11 protein-coding genes are annotated in these 22,555 nt (G+C 69.8%); 5 read left to right on the forward strand and 6 right to left on the reverse strand.

The window, feature by feature from the left end; genetic code table 11:
• Positions 1–285: 285 nt before the first annotated feature.
• On the reverse strand, positions 286–1,128 hold the full coding sequence (locus tag QQM72_RS38955; RefSeq protein ID WP_314225551.1) for a polymorphic toxin-type HINT domain-containing protein: 843 nt from the start codon (positions 1,126–1,128) through the stop codon (positions 286–288).
• Between the two features lie 57 nt (positions 1,129–1,185).
• Between QQM72_RS38955 and QQM72_RS38960 the strand changes: the two genes are divergently transcribed.
• Positions 1,186–3,126, forward strand: coding sequence for an FG-GAP-like repeat-containing protein (locus tag QQM72_RS38960; protein ID WP_314225552.1), 1,941 nt, complete (start codon positions 1,186–1,188; stop codon positions 3,124–3,126).
• 87 nt (positions 3,127–3,213) lie between these two features.
• Positions 3,214–4,347 carry an acyltransferase family protein gene (locus QQM72_RS38965; protein ID WP_314225553.1) on the forward strand — a complete coding sequence of 378 codons (1,134 nt, stop codon included), beginning with the start codon at positions 3,214–3,216 and terminating at the stop codon, positions 4,345–4,347.
• A 33-nt stretch (positions 4,348–4,380) separates the two neighbouring features.
• Here the strand turns inward: QQM72_RS38965 and QQM72_RS38970 are convergent, their stop codons facing one another.
• Positions 4,381–4,809, reverse strand: coding sequence for a hypothetical protein (locus QQM72_RS38970; RefSeq protein ID WP_314225554.1), 429 nt, complete (start codon positions 4,807–4,809; stop codon positions 4,381–4,383).
• A gap of 122 nt (positions 4,810–4,931) precedes the next feature.
• Here QQM72_RS38970 and QQM72_RS38975 point away from each other — a divergent pair, with 122 nt between their 5' ends.
• Both QQM72_RS38975 and QQM72_RS38980 read left to right on the forward strand, forming a co-directional pair.
• Complete coding sequence (locus QQM72_RS38975) at positions 4,932–5,372, forward strand: hypothetical protein (protein WP_314225555.1); 441 nt, start codon at positions 4,932–4,934, stop codon at positions 5,370–5,372.
• Positions 5,369–7,636: a hypothetical protein gene (locus QQM72_RS38980; protein WP_314225556.1), complete on the forward strand. Its 2,268-nt coding sequence runs from the start codon at positions 5,369–5,371 to the stop codon at positions 7,634–7,636. Before QQM72_RS38975 ends, QQM72_RS38980 begins: the two co-directional genes overlap by 4 nt.
• Positions 7,637–7,641: 5 nt before the next feature.
• Here QQM72_RS38980 and QQM72_RS38985 read toward each other — a convergent pair whose 3' ends face one another.
• From QQM72_RS38985 to QQM72_RS39000, 4 genes are all read right to left on the reverse strand, one after another.
• Entirely contained in the window at positions 7,642–14,172 is a 6,531-nt protein-coding gene (locus QQM72_RS38985) for an RHS repeat domain-containing protein (RefSeq protein WP_314225560.1), read from the reverse strand.
• Positions 14,173–14,320: 148 nt separating this feature from the next.
• Positions 14,321–18,094: a LamG domain-containing protein gene (locus QQM72_RS38990; protein ID WP_314225561.1), complete on the reverse strand. Its 3,774-nt coding sequence runs from the start codon at positions 18,092–18,094 to the stop codon at positions 14,321–14,323.
• Positions 18,095–18,423: 329 nt separating this feature from the next.
• Complete coding sequence (locus tag QQM72_RS38995) at positions 18,424–18,618, reverse strand: hypothetical protein (protein ID WP_020126872.1); 195 nt, start codon at positions 18,616–18,618, stop codon at positions 18,424–18,426.
• A gap of 64 nt (positions 18,619–18,682) precedes the next feature.
• Positions 18,683–20,740 carry a bifunctional glycosyltransferase 87/phosphatase PAP2 family protein gene (locus QQM72_RS39000; protein ID WP_314225557.1) on the reverse strand — a complete coding sequence of 686 codons (2,058 nt, stop codon included), beginning with the start codon at positions 20,738–20,740 and terminating at the stop codon, positions 18,683–18,685.
• A 369-nt stretch (positions 20,741–21,109) separates the two neighbouring features.
• On the opposite strand from QQM72_RS39000, the gene QQM72_RS39005 reads away from it, so the two are divergent.
• On the forward strand, positions 21,110–22,555 hold a 1,446-nt coding region (locus tag QQM72_RS39005), incomplete at its 3' end, for a DUF2330 domain-containing protein (protein WP_314225558.1).

Genomic DNA, 22,555 nt, shown 5'->3' on the forward strand with positions numbered 1-22,555 from the left:
CAGCAACCCGCGCCGGCCTCAGCCACGCCATTTCGATCCGTCACGGCATCCGCCCGGCTTCCACCTGACCGGTGGCAGTGGCCTGGGCTTCTCAGCCGTGCCCTCGCGCACGACCCGCCTGGCAGAGACGATCGCGGCTTCCGGCTGCGGTGGCCCGACATGGCGCTGCGCGGCGTGCGGCGCAGTCTTCCTGGCGGAGCCGCCGTCCGCTGACGTTGCCGTCAACTACTGCCGTCAGGCACCTCAGGAGCCCCACCGGAACGTCATTCCGGTGGGGCCTCTGCGCTATTTCCAAAGGATTTCCTCGGAAGTTCCCAGCCACACAAAATCATTCGGTATCCACCGGATCAGAATCTGCCGATGAGGCTTGAGGTGCTTCAATACTGGCGTGGCCCCCGCGAGTACATAGTACGCATGGATATCCTCAATTGTGAGGTCATGGGTGCGCTGGTGCTTGGTGTAGTGACTGACTGCGGTGATCTGGACGTGGGTGCCGGCACTCGTGCGGAGTGTCTGGCCTACTCGGAGATCACCGGCCTTGACCCACTTCTTGAGGTCGGGGACCCAGAACGGGTGAGTGTCCGTGGCCACGATGCTGGAGTACTCACCGTCCACGGATATAGAGACCTCGGTGAAGTCCTTGTCGTCTTCCGTTGTGATTGTCTCGACGACCCGCTTCTCAACGGTTTCGCCTGTCTCGGGGTTCGTCGTGACGACGACGTCACCGACTACGACGTCTTCGATGGCCTTCTTCGTGCCATCCCCAAGGAGAACACCGGTTCCCGGCAGGAAGCTGTGACATTTACCTAGAACCTTTGACGCGACTTTCCCAACGCCGTATCCGCTAACGCCGTACGCAGAACCCCATATGGCACCCTCAGCCATATCTCCCAGCTGGCCTGCAATGCCGTGATCGGCATCGTCCGACATCGCATTCCCCACGGCTGAACTTGCAGCCCCGGCCAATGCCCCGCAGCCCGCCGCGGCACCAATTTCTCGGCCGCCACCAACGCGGGCGGCACCTTCCCCGGCCGGCAGACCGGCCTCTCCGGCGACTGGGGTCGGGAAGGCTACAACGACCTCATTTCCCTCGAGTATGAGGAAAACGACCAGCGGAACAGTCTGCACATCTACTCCAACAACGGCCAAGGAACCATCGACCGGGACCGGCCTCAGACCCTGCGAGTGAGTTCGAGCAGCGACGACCACTGGTACAACGCCGAGCAGGTCATCGCAGGCGGCGATGTCAATGGTGACGACTTCCCCGACATCCTGGTCAGGCAGGGCGCGAACCTCTGGGTGTACTACGGCAACCGCACGGCACGTCTCGACCGGGTAGAACTCCACCCTCCTCTGGCCGGCGGCACCGACTGGACCAAGTTCACCGTGGTCAGCCCCGGCGACCTCAACGGCGACGCCATCCCCGACCTGATCCTTCGCAACGACGCCACGGGCGTCGTCTACCGCTCCTACGGCACGAAGGACGCGAACACCGGCAAGCTAAACCTCGCCACTTGGGGAGCCGCCCTCACCCAAATTGCTACAGGCTTCAAAAAGGCCGACTATCCCGCCCTCGGAACATCTGGCGACCTCACCGGAGACGGCGTCCTCGACCTCTGGACCCGCAAGGCCGACAACACGATGACCGGTTGGCCCGGCAAAGCCACCAGCGGTCAACTCACGGGTTTCGGAACCGCCTTCACCATCGACGGCATCACCGGCGGCATCCGCATCGCGCCCGGCACCCAGCTCACTTCCGGTCAGTCCATCACGTCCAACTCCGCCACGCTGACCATGAAGGGCGACGGCAACCTCACGGTTACCTCCAAGGCCGGCGTCGTCGTCTGGCACTCCAAGACCTCTGGCAATCCGGACGCAACCGCCCGTGTGGAGGCCGACGGCAACCTCACCGTCTACAGCGCCGACGGTCAGTCCAAGCTGTGGACCACCGGATTGATCAATAAAACTACCCCCAATCTGACCGTCGAGGGCTACGTGCTCCTCCAGGACAAGGGCAACCTGGTCGTCTACAACGCCAAGAGCCAGGCTCTGTGGTCCAACGGCTCCGGCATTCGGCACGACTACGACAGCGACGGGCGCAGCGACCTGGCCTGGTGGAACGATTTCGATGCCGGAACGGACGCCACCTACAGCCTCCTGACCAACTCCGACGGCACCTTCAAGGAGCCGCTGAAGTCGTACGCTGCCGCGATCGGCGTGTACGAGGCGAAGTACATGAAGTTCGTGACCGGCGACTTCAACGGCGACGGTCGCGGTGACATCGCGGCGCTCCACCCCAAGCCGGACACCAGCCTGGAAATGCTGACCTTCCTGGGACAGAGCAACGGAGGCTTCGCCGCGCCGCTCACCTCCTGGACCGTCGCGAAGAACGTCATCCACGCCACCTACATGACCCCGGAGGCCGGCGACTTCAACGGTGACGGGCGTGACGACGTAGCCATCTGGTACGCCTACCCCGACGGCACCACCAAGCTGTTCACCCTCACCGCCAACGTCCGGGGTGGCTTCAACACCCCCTTCGAGTCATTCTCGGCTCCCTCGGGCACCTGGCTGCGCAGCCGTTGCAAGTTCACCACCGGTGACTTCAATGGTGACGGCCGCGACGACATCGCTGTCTTCTACGGCGAGGACGACGACACCATCCGCACCCACACGTTCCTCGCCGATGTCACGGGCGGCTTCGCCACTCCGACGTCCTGGTGGTACACCGGCTCCCTCGACTGGGACCAGGCCACCCCGCATGCCGGTGACTTCAGTGGCGACGGGCGCGACGACATCATGATCTGGTACGACTACGACGACGGAAGCGACAGGGTCTCCACCATGCTCGCCGTTTCGGAAAAGGACCAGTTCGGCTCCGCCAAGGTGACCCTCGACGGCAAGAAGAGCTGGGACATCAAGGCCACCCAGCTCGCCACAGGCGACTTCAACGGTGATGGATACGACGACCTGGCGGCCCTTCGGAAGCAGGACACCAGCATCCAGACCTGGACCTGGAACTGGTCTGCCGCAGACTCCACCTTCAAGGGCGGCCTCGCCGGCTGGACCGCTCCCACCAGCACTTATCCCTACGAGCCCATGAAACTCGTCATCCCCTACAACTGATCCTGGCGCTTGCCTGAACGGGGCATGCGGTACCACCGCGTGCCCCGTACGCTGTCCCGGGATTTCCCTGACCATGAAGGATCTGCCTTGCCCCCCACCCCGGCCCCCGCCCGCGACCGCCTGCCCTCCCTCACCGGGCTGCGGTTCTGGGCCGCGTCGCTTGTCGTGCTGTATCACCTGTCGCGGCAGGTCGGGATCGTGCCGGGGGTCAGTGACGTCGTCTGGTACGGGCGTAGCGGGGTCACGTTCTTCTTCGTGTTGTCGGGGGTCGTGCTCGCCTGGACCTACGACGGCGCCGGGGTGTCCGCGCGGGTGTTCCTGTGGCGGCGGTTCGCGCGGATCTGGCCCTTGCTCGCCGTCAGTGTCGCGGCGTCCGTCGGGGTGTGGTGGGCGGTCATGGACCGGGCCGTGTCGGTCAAGGCGGTGGGCGCGACCTTGTTGCTCGTGCACGCGTGGTTCCCGCAGCCCGTCATCTTCACCGGGGGGAATCCCGCCGCCTGGTCGCTGAGTGACGAGGCCTGGTTCTATCTGACCTTTCCTGTGTTGCTGGCCTTGCTTGCCAAGCGACGAGCCAGGGTGTGGGGGTGGACCGCCGTCGCGGTCAGCCTCGGCGCGCTGCTGTTGTGGCCCGCGCTGTCCGGGGCGTCGGCCACCACCCGCACCTGGGCGCTCGACTATCTGCCGCTGACCCGCTCCCTGCAGTTCGTGCTCGGCGTGGCGACCGGGCTCGCGCTCAAGCGCGGCCGGCGGTCGCCCGTGTCGCTGCCGGTGGCCGTCGGGCTTGTCGTCGTCTGGCATCTGGTGCTGATTCCGTGGTCGAACGCGGTGCCGGACGCCGTCTGGTACAGCCCCTACTCCGCCTCCCAGTTGCTTTCCGCGCCCCTCTTCGCGGCTCTGATCTGGTCCGCCGCCCGTGCCGACCTCGACGGGCGGCGGACCGGGCTGGGCGGGGTCTGGATGATCCGGCTGGGCCACTGGTCGTTCGCCTGGTATCTCCTGCACGAGATCGTGATCCGGGTGGCCGTCTTCGAGTGCGGCAAGCCCGCGCCCGGCGGCGAGACGGTCGCGTTCTGGGCGGGGGTTCTGGTCGTCAGCCTCGCCCTCGCGGCACTGGCCTACACCTGCGTCGAACGCCCCGCCGAACGCCGGCTGCGCAGCCTCGTGGGACACCGGCGGCCCTCCGCACCCGCACGCCCGTCCGCCGACGTGACCGCCAGGTGAGGGTGAGCCGGCGCGGTTACGGCCGCCGTCGGCTCAGAGCGTCGAGGTCGGCCGCCACCGCTGCCAGAGCCGCCGCAGCCGGACGGCCGTCGCCCAGACCGCCGCGATCAGGCTGCCTGCGGCCACGAGCGCCAGCAGGACCAGCATCGGGTTGACCCAGACCGGCACGAGGTCGTACGAGGCGTTGCACTTGTTGTGCAGCGGGAAGAACTGCGACGGCTCGCGCCAGTGCTCCGCGCGGTAGGCGTCGTCGTACTTCTGGCCCTTCAGGAGCGCGCAGGTCTCCGCCACGTCCAGGCCGCCGGACCACGCTCCCCAGAACCACGTGAGGAACAGCCCCACGCACGACAGCGCCGAGAGCGTCAGCCAGTAGACCGGCGTTCGCCCCATGAGCCACGCCCTCGTGTTCTCGACCGCCGCCTTGCCGAAAACCTTCTTCCCGAACACCTTCTTCCCGACCATCCCGTGATTCTCCCGTCCCCGTGATCAGAACGCTCCGTCACCCCCAACTGCCCTCTGTACCATGCGTTTTGTCCCGTGCGCGCACTCAGCGGGCCGGGGCGCCCACGGGGAGGGGACGGAACATGCTGAGCGAGGCGTTGACCGCGGCTGCGGCCGGCGGGGGGATGGCCGTCGTGCAGTCGGCCGGGGCGGACGGCTGGGCCTGGTTCCGGGTACGGTGCGCCCGGCTCGTCGGACGGGGGGACGCCGACGCCGAGCGTGAGGCGCTGGACCGGCTCGATCGGACCGCGGCCGTGCTCGGCGCCGCCGACGAGGGCGACCGGGAACGGGTACGCGCCGTGCACGCGGTGTTGTGGCAAGGGGAGTTCGCCTCGCTGCTGGAGGCCCTCGCGCAGGAGGAGCGGGATCGTCTCGTCGAGCAACTCGTCCAGCTGACAAAGGAGTTCGGCGCAGATGACGGGCCACAGGGCGGCGCTGTCAGCGGCAACACCTTCCACGGGCCCACCGCCGTCCAGACCGGCGATCACAACCGGCAGGAGAACCACTTCGGGTCCGGCAGATGACCGATCCCGACACCGGCAGCGTCGAGTCGGCCCCCGACGACGCAGAGTCCGGTCGCGGAGACTCCGGTGGCAGAGACTCCCGTCGCGGAGACTCCGGTGGCAGAGACTCCCGTCGCGGAGACTCCGGTGACAGAGACTCCGGTGACAGAGACTCCAGCTACAAGGGTCCCCGTGACGGAGACTCCGTCACGGGCAACGCCTTCCACGGGCCCACCGCCTTTCAGGTCGGTGACCACAACACCCAGAACATCCATCACCACATCACCCACACCGGCCCCACCGCCGTGGACCCCCTCGACACCACCGCCGACGAGCTCGCCCGTGTCGTCGGCGCGCAGTGGCAGGAGGAGGCCGGGATGCGGCGGCTGCTCGAGCCCGCGCCGCTGCCCGTGCGGTGGCGGGTGAGTGAGCGCAAGGTGGCGGGTCGGGTCGTCGGGGCCACGGGGGAGGGAGCGGGTCGGGCGCGGTTCGGGCCGTTGCCGGGGCTCGGACCGGTCACCCGGGGCCGGCTCCGTGAGGGCGGCGGACTGTCCGAACTCCACGCCGTCTACGGCGGGTTGGCCTCCGGGCGGCTGCTGCTCGTCGGGGCTCCGGCCGCCGGCAAGACCGCCGCCGCCGTGCTGCTGCTCCTCGACGCGCTCTCCCATCGGGCCGCGCAGCGCGTACCCGCCGACCGGGCTCGCGTGCCCGTGCCCGTGCTGCTCTCCCTCGACGGGTGGGACCCCGGCGAGGACACCGCCGTCGACTGGGCCGCCGACCGGCTCACCCGCGAGTACACGCTCTTCCACGGGAGGGGCGGGCGGGCCCGCGCCCGGCAGCTGCTCGGACAGGGACGCATCTCCCTCTTCCTCGACGGCCTCGACGAGGTCACCGGCAAGCTGCGCGGGGCCATGGTCAGCGCACTGGAGACGGCGCCGTTCCGGCTCGTGCTCGTCTCGCGGGCCAAGGAGGCCGTGCTCACCGCGAAGAAGGCGCGGCTGGGCGGTGCTCTCGCGGTGGAGATCCAGCCGGTCCGGCCCGCCGACGCCGCCGGGTATCTGCTGAACCGGCTGCCCTCCACTCCGTCCCCCGCCTGGCGGGAGCTCACCGGGCGGCTCCTCACGGAGACCGGTTCACCCGCCGCCGGGCCGCTGGCCGCCGCCCTCACCGGGCCCTTGGCCATCGCCCTGCTCCGCGACGTCTACGGCGACGACGATCCCGTCGACGAACTGCTCGACACCAACCGCTTCCCCACGCCGGCGGCCATCGAGAACCACCTCCTCGATCACGCGGTCGTCGCCGCCTACACCCGACGCCCGGGACACCCCCGTCCCCGCTACTCCCCCGAGGCCGCCGAACGGACCCTGCGCTACATCGCCGGGCACCTCAGCCAGGAGAACTCCCGTGACCTGCGGTGGTGGCACATACCGGGCTGGACGGGCCACCGGCCCCGCATGATCGCCGTGTGGATCGTCTCCGCGGTGGTGTGCGGGCCGCCCGGCGCGGTCCTGGCCTGGAGCCTGACGCCGACGCCGCTGATCGTCGTGACCGGTGTCCTCTCGGCGATCGCGGGCGGCTACGGGATCGCCCGCCGGGTCGCGGAACTCAGTGTCCCGCAACCGCTGTCGAGCGCCGGCTGGCGCGACATCTTCACCCGGGAGACGGTTCGGGCGGGCTTGTGGCAGTGGATGTTCGTGGGCACCATGCTCTGCCTGCTGGTACCCCTGCTGATGGACCACGCCCCGCCGTTCTGGCTCTGGTACCTGGTCACTCTGCCGCTCGGTTTCAGCGAGGTGATGGTCACGGGCCGGGGCTACGAGATCGTCTCCCGCGCCCCCTTCCTCTCGGTGGGCGCGGGGCGCTACGACAAGGTGCGCGAGAGCTATGCGCGGCCCCCGGTGGTGGACACCCGGTCGGTGGGACCGCGGGACGTGTGGCGGCACCACATGGGGCTGCGCCTCTTCCTGGGGCTGGTGACCGGCTTGGCCCTCGGGCTGTACATCGGACCCATGATCGGCTGGGCGCAATTCCCGCTGATGGGCGTGATGTTCGCCCTCACCGCCTTGCTGTGGACCGGCGCCACCTCGGTCCTCGCCGGCAACCTCGCCGTCGCCACCGCCCTCACCGCCGTACAGCTCCACCACGAGGAGGGCACCCCCGTACGGTTGATGCACTTCCTGGAGGACGCCCGTCGCCGCAATCTGCTGCGGGCGACGGGCCCCGTCTACCAGTTCCGGCACGCGCGGCTCCAGGAGCGGCTGGCCGCGAGAAGCGCGCCGGAGTGATCAGCTCACCGGCCGGGCGCCGGCATCGGCACGGTCTCGGTCCATCGGAACGTCATCGACAACGGTTTCTGGCCGCCGGGGAAGACCGCGCGGGCGGTGTTGGAGATGCCCGACGCCATCGGGTCCTTCGCTCCGCTCTCGTACCCTTCCTTCGACACCCCGCGGGTCAGTGACTCGACGGTCATCTTCTGTGTGATCTCGAACTGCACCGTCCCCCGCCGGTTCAGCTTGTTGTATCCGGTCACGGTCGCCTTCATGTTGAAGGAGCCGAGCACGGCGCGGGTGGCGCCCGCCGCCGTGTCCGGGTCGTTGTCACCGGCGAGCTGCATGAGGGCGTCGGACACCTCGCCCACCATCATTCCCTTGAGGGGAAGATCGTTCATGGCAGCGCCGTACTTGGTCTTGTAGTCGAGCCCCTTGATGGTCTGCCCTATCTTCGTGTTCTTGCGGTGCGAGAGGAACGTGCGCACGACCTGCATCCAGATGTGGTCCTGGACGGCCTGGGTCATCTTGTCGTTCTTGTCGAAGTAGTAGGCGGACGGTGTGACACCCATGAACCACATGGCCGTGAGCTGGGTGGCGTTCGGGTTGAGGATGACCTCCGGGTTGAGCACCAGCTGCTCCCGGTAGGCGGCCGCGGCCCGACGGCCCAACTCGTCCTGTCGCGTCCACGTGTCGCCGCTCGCCGTGCCGCAGTTGCTGTTGCACGGGTGGGGCGTCTGCGGCTTGGAGTAGTCGACGGCCTCGTTGGGGCGGCCGTTGCCGGGGGTACCGTCCGGGCGGGTCGGGCAGGGCGTGTCGTCGCCGTTGCCGCCGCAGGCGAGGCCCAGGCCGGTGGGGTCGCTGTGGGTCAGCGGGTTCTGCACCGCGTACGTGTAGCCGTTGAGGCTCTGGAGTTCGCCGGATTCCAGGAGCGGGTCGACGCTGATGAACTGGCCGATGGACGCGTCGTATTCACGGGCGCCTATGTGGGTCAGGCCCGATGTCGTGTCCCGGGTCTTGCCGAGGAAGCCCTTGTCGTCCGGCCAGGGCCCGTTCAGCGTCGTGCCGCGATCGGCGCCGAAGGGGGTGGTGTAGCGCTTGGTGAAGGTCTGGCCGGTGTCCGGGTTGAGCGCCAGTGTCGAGGTCTGGTGCTGGTCACCCGTGAGGTAGGTGAGCTTGTTGGTGCCCGACTGGTTGGAGCGGACGGCGACCGTCAGTTCCTCGGCACCGTAGTAACGCTGCGACCAGGTGGTGCCGTTGGCGCGGAGGTGGAGTTCGGTGGCGCCGGTGTACAGGACGCGCTCGCCGTTCTGCGTGCCGCGGATCAGCAGGGTGCCGTCCGTGGTGTAGAGGTAGTCGGTCGCCACGCCACCCTCGGTGAGCTTGCTCAACTTGCCGTCGGGCGACCACTCCAGGGTCTGGGTTCCGCTCGCGCCGGGGCGGTGCCAGGTGTTGCCGGACTTGTCGTAGTCGTAGGAACGCTCCGGGGCGGCGCAGTCGGTCTTGGTCGTGGTGCCGGTCAGGGTGTGCGGCTGGGCGGTGAGGGTCGTGGGGTAGCAGTACGTCGTCCTGGTGTCGCCGGTGCTCTTGTGGACCGTCTCAGCGGTCCGCTGGCCCGCGGCGTTGTAGGAGTAGGTGGACCAGTACGGGGCCGGGCCCGACAGGCTCGACGCGCTCTTGGTGTCGCTGCACTTCTGCGAGGCGGGCGTCCAGGCCTCGGTCAGGCGCTGGTGACCGTCGTAGGTGAAGCACTGGGTGTCCGCGGAGCCGGAGCCGCCCAGGAGGGTCGGGTCGCTGATCGCGGTGACGTTGCCGGTCTGGTCGTAGGTGTAGGTGAGGTCCTGGAGCATGTAGCCGTGGGTCTGGTCGGTGACATGGCTGTTGGTCAGGCGGCCGGTGCCCTCCTCATAGGTGTTCGCCACGTAGACGCTCTTGTTGCCGGTGCCGCCGGTGCCCAGGGTCAACTGCTGCGGTTGTGCCAGCGCCGAGTAGTCCACGTCCAGCAGGTATCCGGTCGCGCCGCCGACCGAGGTCACGTCGCCCACGTCGTCGTATCCGTATTCGACGATCTCGGACGACAGGCCGCCCACGGCCGGCTCACGGCTGAACTTCTTGCTGCCGTCGACGTTGTACCCCGTCTCGTACGCCAGCGTGGCGGATGCGCCCGCCTTCACGAACGGGTCGCTGTCGGGCAGTTGCAGCTCGGTACCCGTGGGACGGTTCAGGCTGTCGTAGGCGGTGACGGCCTGTGTGTAGGCCGCGCCCGCCTTGCCGTTCACGTAGCGGGTGGAAGAGGTGAGCTGCCCCTTGACGAGGGTGTCGTAGACGAAACCGGTGAGCTGGTTGGCGTCCGTCCTGGAGTTCTTCCAGGTGCCGGTGGTCCGGCCCAGCACGTCGTAGTCGGTCACGACGGCCGTGCCGCGCGCGTCCGTCGTCCTGACCGGACGGTCGAGGGCGTCGAACTCGGTGAGCGTCACGCCCTTGTCCGGGTCGGTACTGATGCCCTCACGGCCGAACAGGTCGTAGACGTACATCCACTTGGCGCCGTCGGGGCCGGTGAGCGTCATCTTCCTGCCGTCGAGGGCGAAGTCCGTCTTCATGGACGTGTACGAGGCGCCGGCGCTGCCGCCGTAGGCGGCGTCGGCCGGGCTCGTGCTCGCGTACTCGCGGGTCTCCGTCACCTGGCCGCGGACGTCGGTGATCGTGCGCTGTGCCGAGCCGCCCTCCAGGGCCGTGGTCGCGACCGAGTCGCCCGTGTAACTGGTGCTGGTGGCCCACTTCTCGATGCCGTAGGTGTACAGGGTGCTGGTCGTCGCGCGGCCGGCCCCGTCGAACACCGTCCCCGTCTGCTGGGGCGCCTCGCCGTACTCGGCCCGCGTGTAGGTGCCGTTGGGCGTGCTGGTGTTGTCGAAGATGTCGGCGTACGTCTCGTAGGCCAGACCCCGCGTGTCGTAGCGCGTGTCCGTCAGCAGCCGGCCGCCCTCAGGGGTGGGCGACTGGGTCTGCAGGGGGCGCAGGAGCGCGTCGTAGATCGTGTAGGTGGTCTTGTAGGTGTCGCCGTCCTGCTTCAGCGTCGAGGTGGACACCCAGGACGGCTTGGCGCTGTCCGTGTGGTACGCGTACTTCTGGTTGGGGGTCTGGCTGCCGCTCGTCCGGTTCGGCAGCCACACGTCGGTGAGCCGGCCGAGGGCGTCGTAGGCCATCTCGGTCTTCTTGAGACCGACGTCGTAGGTGCGCAGCGGCACCGCGCGACGCGGGTCGAGGAAGGTGACCGTGTTGTACGTCTTGGCGTCCGTGGTGACGGTCTTGGTCAGCGGACCCGCGTCGACGGGCGTGTAGGCGGTGCTGGTGGGGTTCCCCACCGCGTCGGTGACCTTGAGGGTGCGGCCCAGGGTGTCGTACGTGGTGGTGGTGGCCGTCTGCCAGCCGGACGGGAGCCGGTCGCCGGCCGTGTCGGCGGTCGCGGTGTAGCCGGTGGGACGGCCCGTCCAGGTCGCCAGGCCCTTGGTGGGCTTCTGGGCCGCCGACCAGGTGGTGGCGTTCGCGGTGTCGTAGACGGTGCCGACGTCGGAGAGCACACTGCCCCGCTCGGGGGCGGCCGGGTTCATCGTCGCGGGCAGGGCGAGCGAGGCGTCCGCGGTCGCGCAGCTGCGGGCGACCGTGCGGGTGCGGGCGGTCAGGCCGGTGAGACCGACGTCGGCGTTGCGGGCGTACCAGGTGCGGGTGCAGGTCTCGTCCGAGGCCTTGCCGACCTGCCCGGAGTCGTCGACCGTGACGGGCATGCCGTAGCCGTCGTAGGTCGTGTTCGTCAGGCGCTCGCGCCATGTCTGCGAGGCCGTCAGGTAGGTGTAGCTGTGCACCTTCTGCGGGCGGACGAAGCGGGCGACGTGGTCGCCGGCGCCGGACACGCTCTGGCGGGCGGTCTCCTGCGACCAGGGGTCGTTCACGGTCGCCGAGATCGCGGTGGAGCCGTCGTACGTGACCTGCTCGCGCAACTGCCCCGAGTACGGCTCGCTGTCGGTGATGGATGCGGCCCCGAGAGCGGGCGTCGACAAGGGGGCGACGGAGACGGACTTGGCGGTGCCGTCGCTCTTCTCGTCACCGTCCATGCCCTGGAGGTAGAGGGAGACGGTGCGGGAGCGGGTCACGCCCGCCGCGCCGGTCCACGCGGTCACCTGGGCGTAGCCGCGCCACTCCGACCAGGTCCGTTCGGCCTTCGGCGCGAACGGGTCGTCGCCGTAGTGCCAGGCGGCGCCGCTGTAGGAGTAGGCGTGCTCGACCGCCTCGTTGTTGCCGGTCGGGTCGGAGACGCCGACGGCCAGCACCCGGTACTTCTGGAACCAGTCGATCGAGGCGTCCTCGCCACCGTTGATGTGCCAGAACTGCGGGTAGCAGGAACGGGTGTTGGTGTCCGGGGCCGCGCCCAGCACCTGGCTGCGCACGCACTCCGCCGCGGACAGCGTCACCGTCGTGATCGCACCGGTCTCCGAGACGACGGTGGAGATCCGCGGCCGGGTCAGGGGCAGGATGTCGTCCGTGCCGTCGACGCGGTTCGGACGCATCTGGTAGGTGAACGAGACCGGGTTCAGCGCGATGCTCGTGGCACCCGCCTTCGCGGTCCGCTTGAGCGACTTCAGGGTCAGTACCTGGTCGGAGCTGTCCCCGATGTCCCCGCCGTCCAGGTACTGCTCGACCAGGTCCCAGGAGTCCACCGCGTCGTACGCGGCACCGGTGGCGTTGTAGGAGAAGGTGTCGATCCCGGTCAGCCGCTTGCGGGAGAAGAAGGCCGGGCCGACCGCCTTGCACTCGTCGTCGTCCTTGGCGCAGATCGCGTCGAACGGCACGTCCGGCCAGTTGTCGGCGGTGTCCTTGGTCAGGGAGGAGCAGTCCGAGGCGGTGCAGCGCTCGGCGTAGCCGAAGGTGACCTTCGCGTCCGCCTTGTCGGTGAACAGGGCGCCCTTGCGCAGGCCGTACTCGATCCGGTCCAGGTAACCGCCGCGAACGTAGGAGGCGTTGGCGGTTTCGGCCTTGTTCTTCTTGTAGTAGTTCGATTCCTTCGTGTACCAGTAGGTGGCCGCGTTGCCCCGCAGGTCCTCGACGTAGTCGAGACTCCACCGCCAGGCCTGCGTGAGCGAGCGGTCGCCGAAGGCGTCGCCCGCGGAGTAGCCCGGCTCACCCGAGTCGTCGCCGAACACCGGCACGGTGGCGGTGGAGTTGGTGCGCTGGGCGTCCGCGCCGTCCAGCTTGTTCTGACCGAACACGTACTTGGTGCCGTCGCCGGTGACGACGGTCCAGTACTCGCCGTTGTCGTCGCCGTTGTCCGCGCCGCTGGACCGGGTCACCTTCGAGGCGTCGTCGCCCTCGAGCCGCCACTGACCGTCGTCGTCGTCCTTGACCAGCCGCGTCGACTTGCCGTTCAGCACCAGCCGCGCGTTGTCGTACTTCCAGCAGAGGTCCGAGATGTCCTCGTGGCCGTCCTCGTCGCACGAGCCGTAGGTGCGCTCGATGTAGGACTCGGTGAGCGAGAAGCCCTCACCGACCGACGTGCCCTGGTTGTTGGACGTGGCCGTGCGGCCGTCGACGCTGCCCGAGTCGTACGACAGCGACAGCGGCGGCAGCGGGCCGGCCGCCGCGGGCGGCAGGGTGAAGTCGTACGACCAGGTGAACGCGCCCGAACTGCCGCCCGACTCCCAGGACGAGGAGTCCGACAGCGGGGTGGCCGAGTAGTTTCCGGTGCCCTTGGGCGACTCCCCGGACCCGGCCGCGGTGGCGGTGACGGCCAGCACCGTGGCGGCCGGGGCCGCGCCGCCCGCGGCCTTCATGAGCTGGGTCGACGCACCGTCCGTGGACTCGGCGATGCTCACCTGCGCCGAAACCGACCGGTGAGCCGTGTCGTTGTCCGACGCGAGCGGACGCTGGGCGCGGCACTCGCTCTTCTCCGGGGTCGTCAGGGCGCACGCGGGAAGCTGCACCAGCCGCAGCCGCTGCGACCAGCCGCCTCCCAGGGCCGAGGAGAATCCGCTGTAGTCCACGCTCACTTCGGCCTTGCCCGCGGTGTCCGCCTCGGCGGTCAGCAGCACACCCGTGACGCCTGCCGCACGAGCGGCCTTCTGATCCAGCACGGTGACACGAGCCGTGCCCGCCGCCGCGGACTTGTCCCCGGACGACGGCGCCAACGTGACCGGGACTCCGGCCGGTTCGGCCTTCCCCGCCTTGCCGACCGCGAGGGCGAGCCTGGCCTCGCCCTCCCCGGGCCAGACCGCCTTCTGCTCCGTACGGGCCCGATCGGCCTGCGCCTTGTTGGCCTTGTTGTCCCGCGTGACCCGTTGCCGGGCTTCCTTCGCGCCGAGGCCGTCGACCGTCTCGACCTTGCTCACCCGGGACTTGGGCACGTCGGGCCGCCCCAGGCCGGAGCTCTCCGCGGCCTGGGCCAGCTGCGCCGCGCCCAGAGGTGCGACGAGCGCGAGGGCCAGCGACTGCACCAGCAGCCGACCGAAGCGGTGCCGGCCGGCACCACCCCCTCGCCAATGTGAGGTGCCCCTGCCAAAGATCATGGTCATTTTCCCCCGGTCCTGTCGAAAGAGTTCAGAGAAGTTTCAGAGAGGGGTCAGAGAGGTCGGAGAGGTGCGGAGAGGTGCGGAGCGGCACCGAAAAGTCGGGGCAGGGGCAGCCCGCCGAGCGAGCCGCCCCTGCCCCTCCTCGTCAGTCGCCTACGGTCTCTTCGATCTGCTCGGATCCGGCCATCGCGCCCGCCCACAGGCGAACGTCCGCGACGCGTCCGGGCAGGTAGTGCCCCCATGCGTTGCCGGCGAAGTCCTTGCCGACCGCGAAGTCGCCGGAACCGATCTTGGCCGTGAACGCCTCGTCGTCGCCGTTCTGGACGGCTCCCAGGTAGAGGCCGATCGTGCCGTCCTGGGCGTTGAAGACACCGGTCATCCTCACCGTGCCGTCCACCATCGCGGCCTCGTCGGACGCCACCGCGCTGAACGTGCCGTTGGCGTTGAGCCGGCCGAAGCGCCAGAAGCCCACCGGGACGGTCTTCTCCTCCAGGGTCTCCTCGTCCAGCACGGTCTGCTTGTCCGTCAGCTCGTACCAGAAGCCCCAGGCCGAACCGTCGGCCGTCCGCTGTCCCACCACCTGGCCGGTGTAACCGACGCTCTTGGCGGCGAGCGCGGTGGCATCCAGGGACGCCAGGGCCGTGACCGTGAACGACCCCGTGTCGTCCACCACCGGACCCGCCGTCGTGGCCGCGTCGTCCACTCCGTCCAGCACGATCGACTCGCCGTTCAGCGAGGCACCGCCGCCGAGGGTCAGCGACCGGCCGTAGCCCGAGGTGGTGTCGGCGACGGTGCTGTCGACGCCCCGGTCGGCGGACCAGTCGGCGACCAGCTCCACCCCGGCGTACGCCTGCGACGTCAGCGCCCGCGCGTCGTCCGCGATCTCCTCCGCGGACAGGGCCCGCTGCCACGCCGTGGGCTCGTCGACGCTGCCCTTGAAGTAGTCCACGTAGGTGTCCGCGTACAGCAGGCGGCCGATCTGGAACGCGCCGTCCGCGTGCCAGGCGGTCCCCGCGTCGACCGAGGCCTGAAGCCTGCCGTTCACATAGAGGTGGACCTTCTTGGCAACGGCGTCATGAACACCGGCCACATACGTCCACACCCCCTTGGGTGACGCGTTCGGTGCCGCCGCCTCGTGGAAGGCGCCGTCCGTACCCAGCACGCGCATGCTCCACTTGCCGCCGTAGGAGATGATGAACGGGCTGTACTTCTTGGTGAACGGGCTCGTCGTCGCCGCGGACTGGCTGAGGACCGTGACGGTCTTCGTGGAGGCGGGGTCGACCCGTACCCAGGCGGCGACCGTGTACGACCCCGCCGTGTCCAGCACCGTGCCGGCCGTGGCCGCGTAGCCGGTGCTGCCGTCGAGGGCCAGCCCCTTGTCCGTCACCGGCGTGGCCAGCGGAACACCGGCTGCGTCACGCGTGATCAGACCGCGACGACCGCGGTCGTCGCGGACCGCACCGCCGCTCGGGGTCGCGTTGTCCGCGCCGTCCCACGTCGCCGAGTCCACGGCCGTTCCGTCGGCCTCGCCGAACTGCCACTGGCCGACCGGCTTCTCACCGTCGGCGACCACGAAGTCGACCACGGACTGCGCACCGTAGCGGGCCACGTTGTCCTTGGCCCGCACGTACAGGCGGTACGTGCCGGCCTTCGTGGGCGTGATGCCGACCGACACCGAAGCTCCGGTCTGGTCCGGCGACCACGCGGCCGTCGAGGAGAGCTTGTACTGGTAGGCGACGTTGGTGTCGCCGGTGGCGGGCCCGAACTTGAACGTGCCCTTCACCGCGGGCCCTCCGTGAGCGGTGCAGTCGTTGGTCGTGCACGCCGTGTAGGGGCTGCCGACGGTGATGCCGGGGGCCTTGGGCGCGCTGGAGTCCACCTTGAAGTAGCACCAGCCGGTGGTGGTGGCGTTCGACGGGCCGGGCAGATTGCTGGCGCCGCCGTTGTAGTACGACCGTACCCAGCTCCGGTACCGGTAGAGCGTGCCGTCCGTGAGGGTGGACCAGGTCAGCGTCACCTTGGTGTTGTCACCGACGTATCCCGTCGAGGGACGTGCGTCGCCGTTGCCCGGCGTGGTGTCCACCCAGGTGCTGCCGCTCTTGCTGTCGAGGTCGTAGGCGATCCGCAGCTGGGCGTCCTTCTCACCGCCGGACTTGGTCTGCGCGGTCGCGGCCAGCGTCGGGGTGGGGTCGGAGACGACCGCCGGGTCGTTCTCGGCGGTCTCGCAGACCGTGCCGGAGCCGGTGACGATGCCGACGGCGCTCGGCTTGTCGGGCAGGCCGACGAAGTTCACGGCGAGCACCGCGTCGTTCTTGAACCGCTTCCACGCGGCGGTGTCCGACTCGTCGTGCGCCTTGATCTCCAGCGTCAGCCGGGAGAACTTGCCCGCCGCGAAGTTCGACACCGTCGAGGTGAGGTTCTCGTTCGTCTCGTCCGGGTTGTCGTTGAACTCGATCGGCGCGTCCGGCGCGTCCGGGTCGCACAACGAGCCACGACCGGCCGAGACGTTCCGGTCCACCATCAGGTCCAGCTCCGCCGGCCGCGAGGACCACGTCGTCGCGGACGAGATGTTGTTCGTACGGACCAGGTCCACCCAGCGCGGATCACACTGGAACGCCCACGGCTCCGTCACCCGGAACGTCGCGTCCAGGACCTTCTTGCCCTTCAGACTCGCCGGCGAGAACTCGAAGTACAGCTTCTGCACATACCCCGGCCCGCAGTAATACCCGTTCCAGGTACCGCACTTGCCGGCACCCTTGCCCTGGTCGTCGTCGCCGTTGCTCCAGCCGTACGACTCGTAACCGTCACTGCGCAACAGAGTGCGCTCCGACTCGCCCCAGGTCACCGTCGGGTCGATGAAGAGCGGGAAGGCCGAGGCGTCGGACTTGGTGAGCATCTCCGCGTCCGGCACGACCGACAACGAGTCCTTGGTGACAGCGACGTCCATCCTCGCGACCTTGTCACCCTGGCCGGGCTCCAGACCCGAACCCGACGGCGCCACCTCAGCAGGGTCGGACGACTCCACCGGCTCCTCGCCCCGCACCGGCTCCTCGCCGAGCGCCTGCGCCCGCACCAACTGGGGCTGAGCCCCGGCGGTCTCTGACGTCTCCGGCGTCTCTGACGTCTCCGGCGTCTCCGGCGTCTCCGGGGCCTCCGGCGTCACAGCGGTCTCCGGCGTCCCGTCAGCCTTCGGCGTCTCCCGCGCCTTCGGCGTCTCGGCAGCTGTGGGCGTCTGCGGCGTCACGGCGGTCTCGCCGGCCGAGTCCCACATCCGCGCCGGCGGTGCCTTGAACACCGTGCGACCGCTGCCGTCGACGGCCGCGAGATTACCCGCCGCACCCTCGCGAACGTCCAGCCCCTGAGCCTTCAGCCCGAAGGTGAGTTTCTTCAACTCCTCGTTCGCCGCCGCCTCGGGCGTCTTCACCACGAACACCGGCTGGAAACTCTCCGGCGTCGCCGTCACTCGCAGGTCGACACCCGGCAGTACCTCCGCGTATACGGCGCTCGGGCCGTCCAGCCGCGGGGCCGGAAGCTTGCCCGGCCACTCCAGTTCCAGCGAATTGCCCTGGTCCTCGATCCGCGCCAGCGGCGCTCTGTCACCCCCCGCCGAGAACGCGATCGACACGGCGGCGGCTTTCGGCCCCACCGAACCATCGGAGCGTTTTTCCAGCGTCGCGTCCGGTGCCTGCCAGCCACCGCCCGCCTTGGCCACGCGTATCGGAACCGCCGACTGCTCCAGCGTGAAGGTGAACCCGTCGGGATTGGCGTAGACCGTGGTCCGGTCCGTACGCTCCCCCGTCACCTCCACCCGCTGACCGGACTCCTCCGCCTCGGCCAGCGCCTGCCGGCCCTCGGTCGAAGGCGCGGAGTCCGCCTCCGGTGAAGCCGCCACAGCCTCCTGCGCGGGTAGCGCCAGCATCCCGAGCAACACGGCCAACGCGGCCGTCGTCGCTCCCGTCCCCCTGCGTCTGCCGTGTCTACGACGTCCGAACACGCCTGAACCGCCCCGTGCCGAAAGCACTGAACTCCGCCCCCCAGAGTCAGAAGTTCTCGAAAAAGTAAGCGAATTCAAACCCCTCTCTCACCCAGGGTCAAGGAACTATCGCTGTACGCAATGACCACTTGACGCACCAAAGCAGGTCAACTGCGCCTTGGGAAACGCGCTGTCGACGGATCAATGTCCGCGCAGGGCGCGAGAAGAAAGAAGGATGAAAGAAAAAGGAAAGGGAAAGGGAAAGGGAACGGCATTCAGCGATTGACGGCCATCACGACGTAGAGGCCCGCGATGACCGCGAGCACGCAGCCGACGGCCAGGACGATCAGCACGAGGCCGATCACGCCTGTCGCGCCGGCGATCGCCGTCCACCCGGCCCGTTCCGCGCGTTCGGCCTTCTGGACCGCGTCGCGGTAACCGCTGTCGTCGTCCCAGTCGCGATCCGTCATGATCCCCCCATGTCCACCCGCTGATTGTCCCACTGCTCCGGTCGGACCTGACCCCGAAGCGGGATCATCTCGATGCCGGGTCCCGCTCGGACACCTCGGGCACCGCGGGCTCGACGGCCCTCGCCGTCGCCGTGACGGACCGCGCCCGCGGCCCCATGAACAGGTACGACAGGCCGAAGCCGCCGCCCACCACCAGCGCGCCGCCGACCGCGTCCAGCACCCAGTGGTTGCCGGTCGCCACGATCGCCGACACCGTGAAGAACGGGTGCAGCAGGCCCAGCGCCTTCATCCACCACTTCGGGGCGACGATCGCGATGACCAGCCCGCACCACAGGGACCAGCCGAAGTGCAGGGAGGGCATCGCCGCGTACTGGTTCGTCAACGCCGTCAGCGTCCCGTAGTCCGGCTTGGAGAAGTCCTGGACGCCGTGGACCGTGTCGATGACGCCCAGGTTCGGCATCAGGCGGGGCGGGGCGAGCGGGTAGAGCCAGAAGCCGACCAGGGCGAGCAGGGTCGCGAAGCCCAGGGAGGCGCGGGCCCAGCGGTAGTCGACCGGGCGGCGCCAGTACAGGAGCGCGAGGACGGACAGGGGCACCACGAAGTGGAAGGACTCGTAATAGAAGTCGAAGAAGTCCCGCAGCCATCCGACCTTCACCACCGCGTGGTTGGCCCAGTGCTCGACGTCGATGTGCAGGAAGCGCTCGATGTCGAGGATCTGGCGGCCGTGGGCCTCCGCGCGGGCCCGTCCGCCGGTGTTGGTGCCGCCGGTCGCGCCCAGCCGGACCTGCTGGTACGCCGCGTACGTCACGCGGATCAGCAGCAGCTCGAGGAGGAGGTTCGGGCGGGTCAGGACCCGCTTCAGGAAGGGCAGCAGCGGTACGTGCTTCCAGCGCGTGGGGACCGGCCGCGCGTACTCCGTGGGGACGGGCGCGCGGTAGTACGGGGACGTACGCGGCAGGAACGGGAGGACCGTGGCCGCCGCGACGGCCGCCAGCAGCACCGCGTTGTCGCGCAGGGGGTACAGGGCCGCCATGTTCGGCAGCATCATCTTCGCCGGGAGGGTCATCACCAGGATCACCGCCACCGGCCACACATAGCGGTCGGAGGCGCGCTTGCCGACCCGGCCGACCACCGCCGGCAGCACCCACAGCAGCTGGTGCTGCCAGGTCGTGGGCGAGACGACGATCGCCGCACAGCCGGTGAGGGCCACCGCCAGCAGCAGCTGGCCGTCACGGGCGTAGCGGACCGCCCGGCGGACGCCCAGCGCGGCGACGGCCGCCCCGAGCGACAGGAACAAGCCGATCTCCGGCGGGCCGGAGAGGCCGAGTCGGAGCAGGGCGCCGTGCAGGGACTGGTTGGCGAGCGCGTCCGCCTCGCCGCCGAGTCCGACACCCGCCATGTGGTGCACCCAGTAGGTGTACGAGTCGTGCGGCATCGCCGCCCAGGCGAGCGCGGTGACCGCGGCGAACGAGGCGCCCGCGGCGGCCGCGGCGCGGCGACGGCCGGTGAACCACAGCAGTGCGGCGAAGAGCAGGACCGTGGGCTGAAGGGCCGCCGCCAGACCGATCAGGACGCCGGCCGCCCGCCGGTCCCGTACGACGAAGCAGCCGAGGAGAACCAGCAGCACCGGAATGATGCTGGTCTGGCCGAGCCAGAGGGTGTTGCGCACCGGCAGCGACAGCATCAGCAGGCTGATCGTGACGGGCGCGGCCAGCAGGGCCGTGCGTCTGCTGACCGGCTGGGGCAGCGCACGGGCCACGACCAGGCCGAGGGCGGCGACCAGCAGCAGGGTGCCGAAGGTCCAGCCCCAGCCCAGGGCCTGTTCGGCCGCCCGGGTGAGGGGCTTGAGGACGAGCCCGCCGAACGGGGTTCCCGTGAAGCGTGTGGAGTCGTAGAGCGAGCCGTTGACGTGCAGCACGCCGCCGGGTCCGACCCAGGTCTCCAGGTCAGTCAGCCGTTCTCCGCGCGGGGTGCGCAGGACGACGGCCACCTGGCGTACGGCGAGGACCGCCGCCAGCAGCCAGAGGCCGAGGCGGGCCGCGCGCAGACGTGCCCTCGCCGTGTCGGCCGCCGTCGGCCCGAAGGCCTCCGCCGGCCGCCCGCTCCGCTCCGCATTCGCCACGCCTCGTCGGCCTCCCGCCCCGTCCGTCCCACGCGTCCCGTGCACGAAGTTTCCTATCGCACCCTATGAGGCTCGCATCGCCCCCTGACGGAGACGCGAGCCATCCCCGCTTCACCTGACGTCCGCTCTCCTTTTGTCCGGAAGACGATAGTGGTCCCGGGGCCCCGCCGTTTCCACGGGCCGGGATGCGAGACGCGACACGGCAGGGGACGCGGGTCAGGACAAGGGTCGGGATCCGGGACCGTCAGGGGGCTTTCGGGGGGCGGGAATTGGATGAGGCCGCGAACGGAACAGGGGCTTCAGCCGTACCGTCGTTGCCACCGCGATGCGCGCTGGCGGGTACGGAGAGTGCTGGAGGGGATACGAGGCATGGGCGGTTTCCCGCGGGGACGGCAGGCGTGGCGGAAACGGTTACGCGAGCGGATCACGGCCGTGCTGCTGGCTCTGCTGGCGATCCAGCTCGGTTCGCTGGTCGCGCCGGCCTACGCCTGCGCCTGCGGTGCGCTGCTCCCGGGCGACCAGCGGCAGGTCGTGGTCGGCCGGGAGGTCTCCGTCGTGCGCTGGGACGGCGCGCAGGAACAGATCGTGATGCGGCTGACGGTCGACGGGGACGCCGAGCGAGCCGCCTGGATCATGCCGGTGCCGCACCGGGCGACGGTCGGACTGGGCGCACCGGAGCTGTTCGACCAGCTGGCGGCGGCCACCGCCCCCGTGCACCGGACCCGCCATCACTTCTGGCCGCAGGACGGCGACTGGCCGCTGACCACGGGCGGCGACACGAAGGGCCCGCCGCCGCCCGGGGCGGGGCCCGGCGTCGGCGTGATCGGACGCGAGCGGCTCGGCCCGTTCGACGTGGCCCGGCTGACCGCCACCGATCCGGGGGACCTCGAAGACTGGCTGCGCGCCAACGACTTCACCCTTCCGGGCCGCCTCGAGACCGCGCTGAAGCCGTACGTCGACCGGCGCTGGGAGTACGTGGCGGTCCGGCTGACCCCCGAGAGCAGCGGGACCGCGCTGCGCGGCGAGCTCGAGCCGCTGCGCCTCACCTTCGCCGCCGACACCCTCGTCTACCCGATGCGGCTGTCCCGGCTGGCGGCCACCCCGCAGTCGCTCGGCCTGTACGTCCTCGCCGCGCACCGCATGGAACCGGCCTCGCGGATCGGCGGCGAACGGCCCCGGGTGACGTTCGCCGGGCCGCTCGACAAGGCGACGGGGCCGCTGGCCGAGCTGGCGAAGGGCACACCGTTCCTGACGGCCGTCGCCCAGGAGTTCCCGCGGCCTTCGGAGATCTCCGGGGACCACGAGCTGCGCCGGGCGGCGACCGACGCCGCGTACCGGCAGGTGATCTACGAGGACCGGCTGATCGCGCTGGCCGGGTTCCCGGTGTGGCTGCTGACCGTCGTCGGCGGACTGGCCGTCCTGAACACCGTCGCGGTGGTGCTGGGGGTCCGCTGGGGCCGGGCCCGCCGGGCGACCCTGCCCCGCCCCCGCCACGCCTCGGGCTTCCACCCGACCCCCACCACCAAAACCGCGACGGCTCCGATGCCGGGCCCGCCGGTACGGGAGCCGGCACCCCTGACCCCGGTACCAGTACCGGTACCGGGGACGGCGGCTGCACCGGGCACGACCGTCGACGGGTCTGCGACGGTGTCGGGGTCAGCGGTGCCGGGGACGGCTGCCGCCGGCCCCACGGCATCGTCCGCGCCTCCTGGTGTGTCCTCGGCGCCCGCCCCGCCCATCGCGCCTCCGGCGCACCCGCGGCCGCCGTCCCTTCGCCGCACTCCCCCTCGGCCCACCCGGCCGCCCCGCCCCCCC

The organism is Streptomyces zaehneri (assembly GCF_032248645.1).
Classification (GTDB): domain Bacteria; phylum Actinomycetota; class Actinomycetes; order Streptomycetales; family Streptomycetaceae; genus Streptomyces; species Streptomyces coriariae.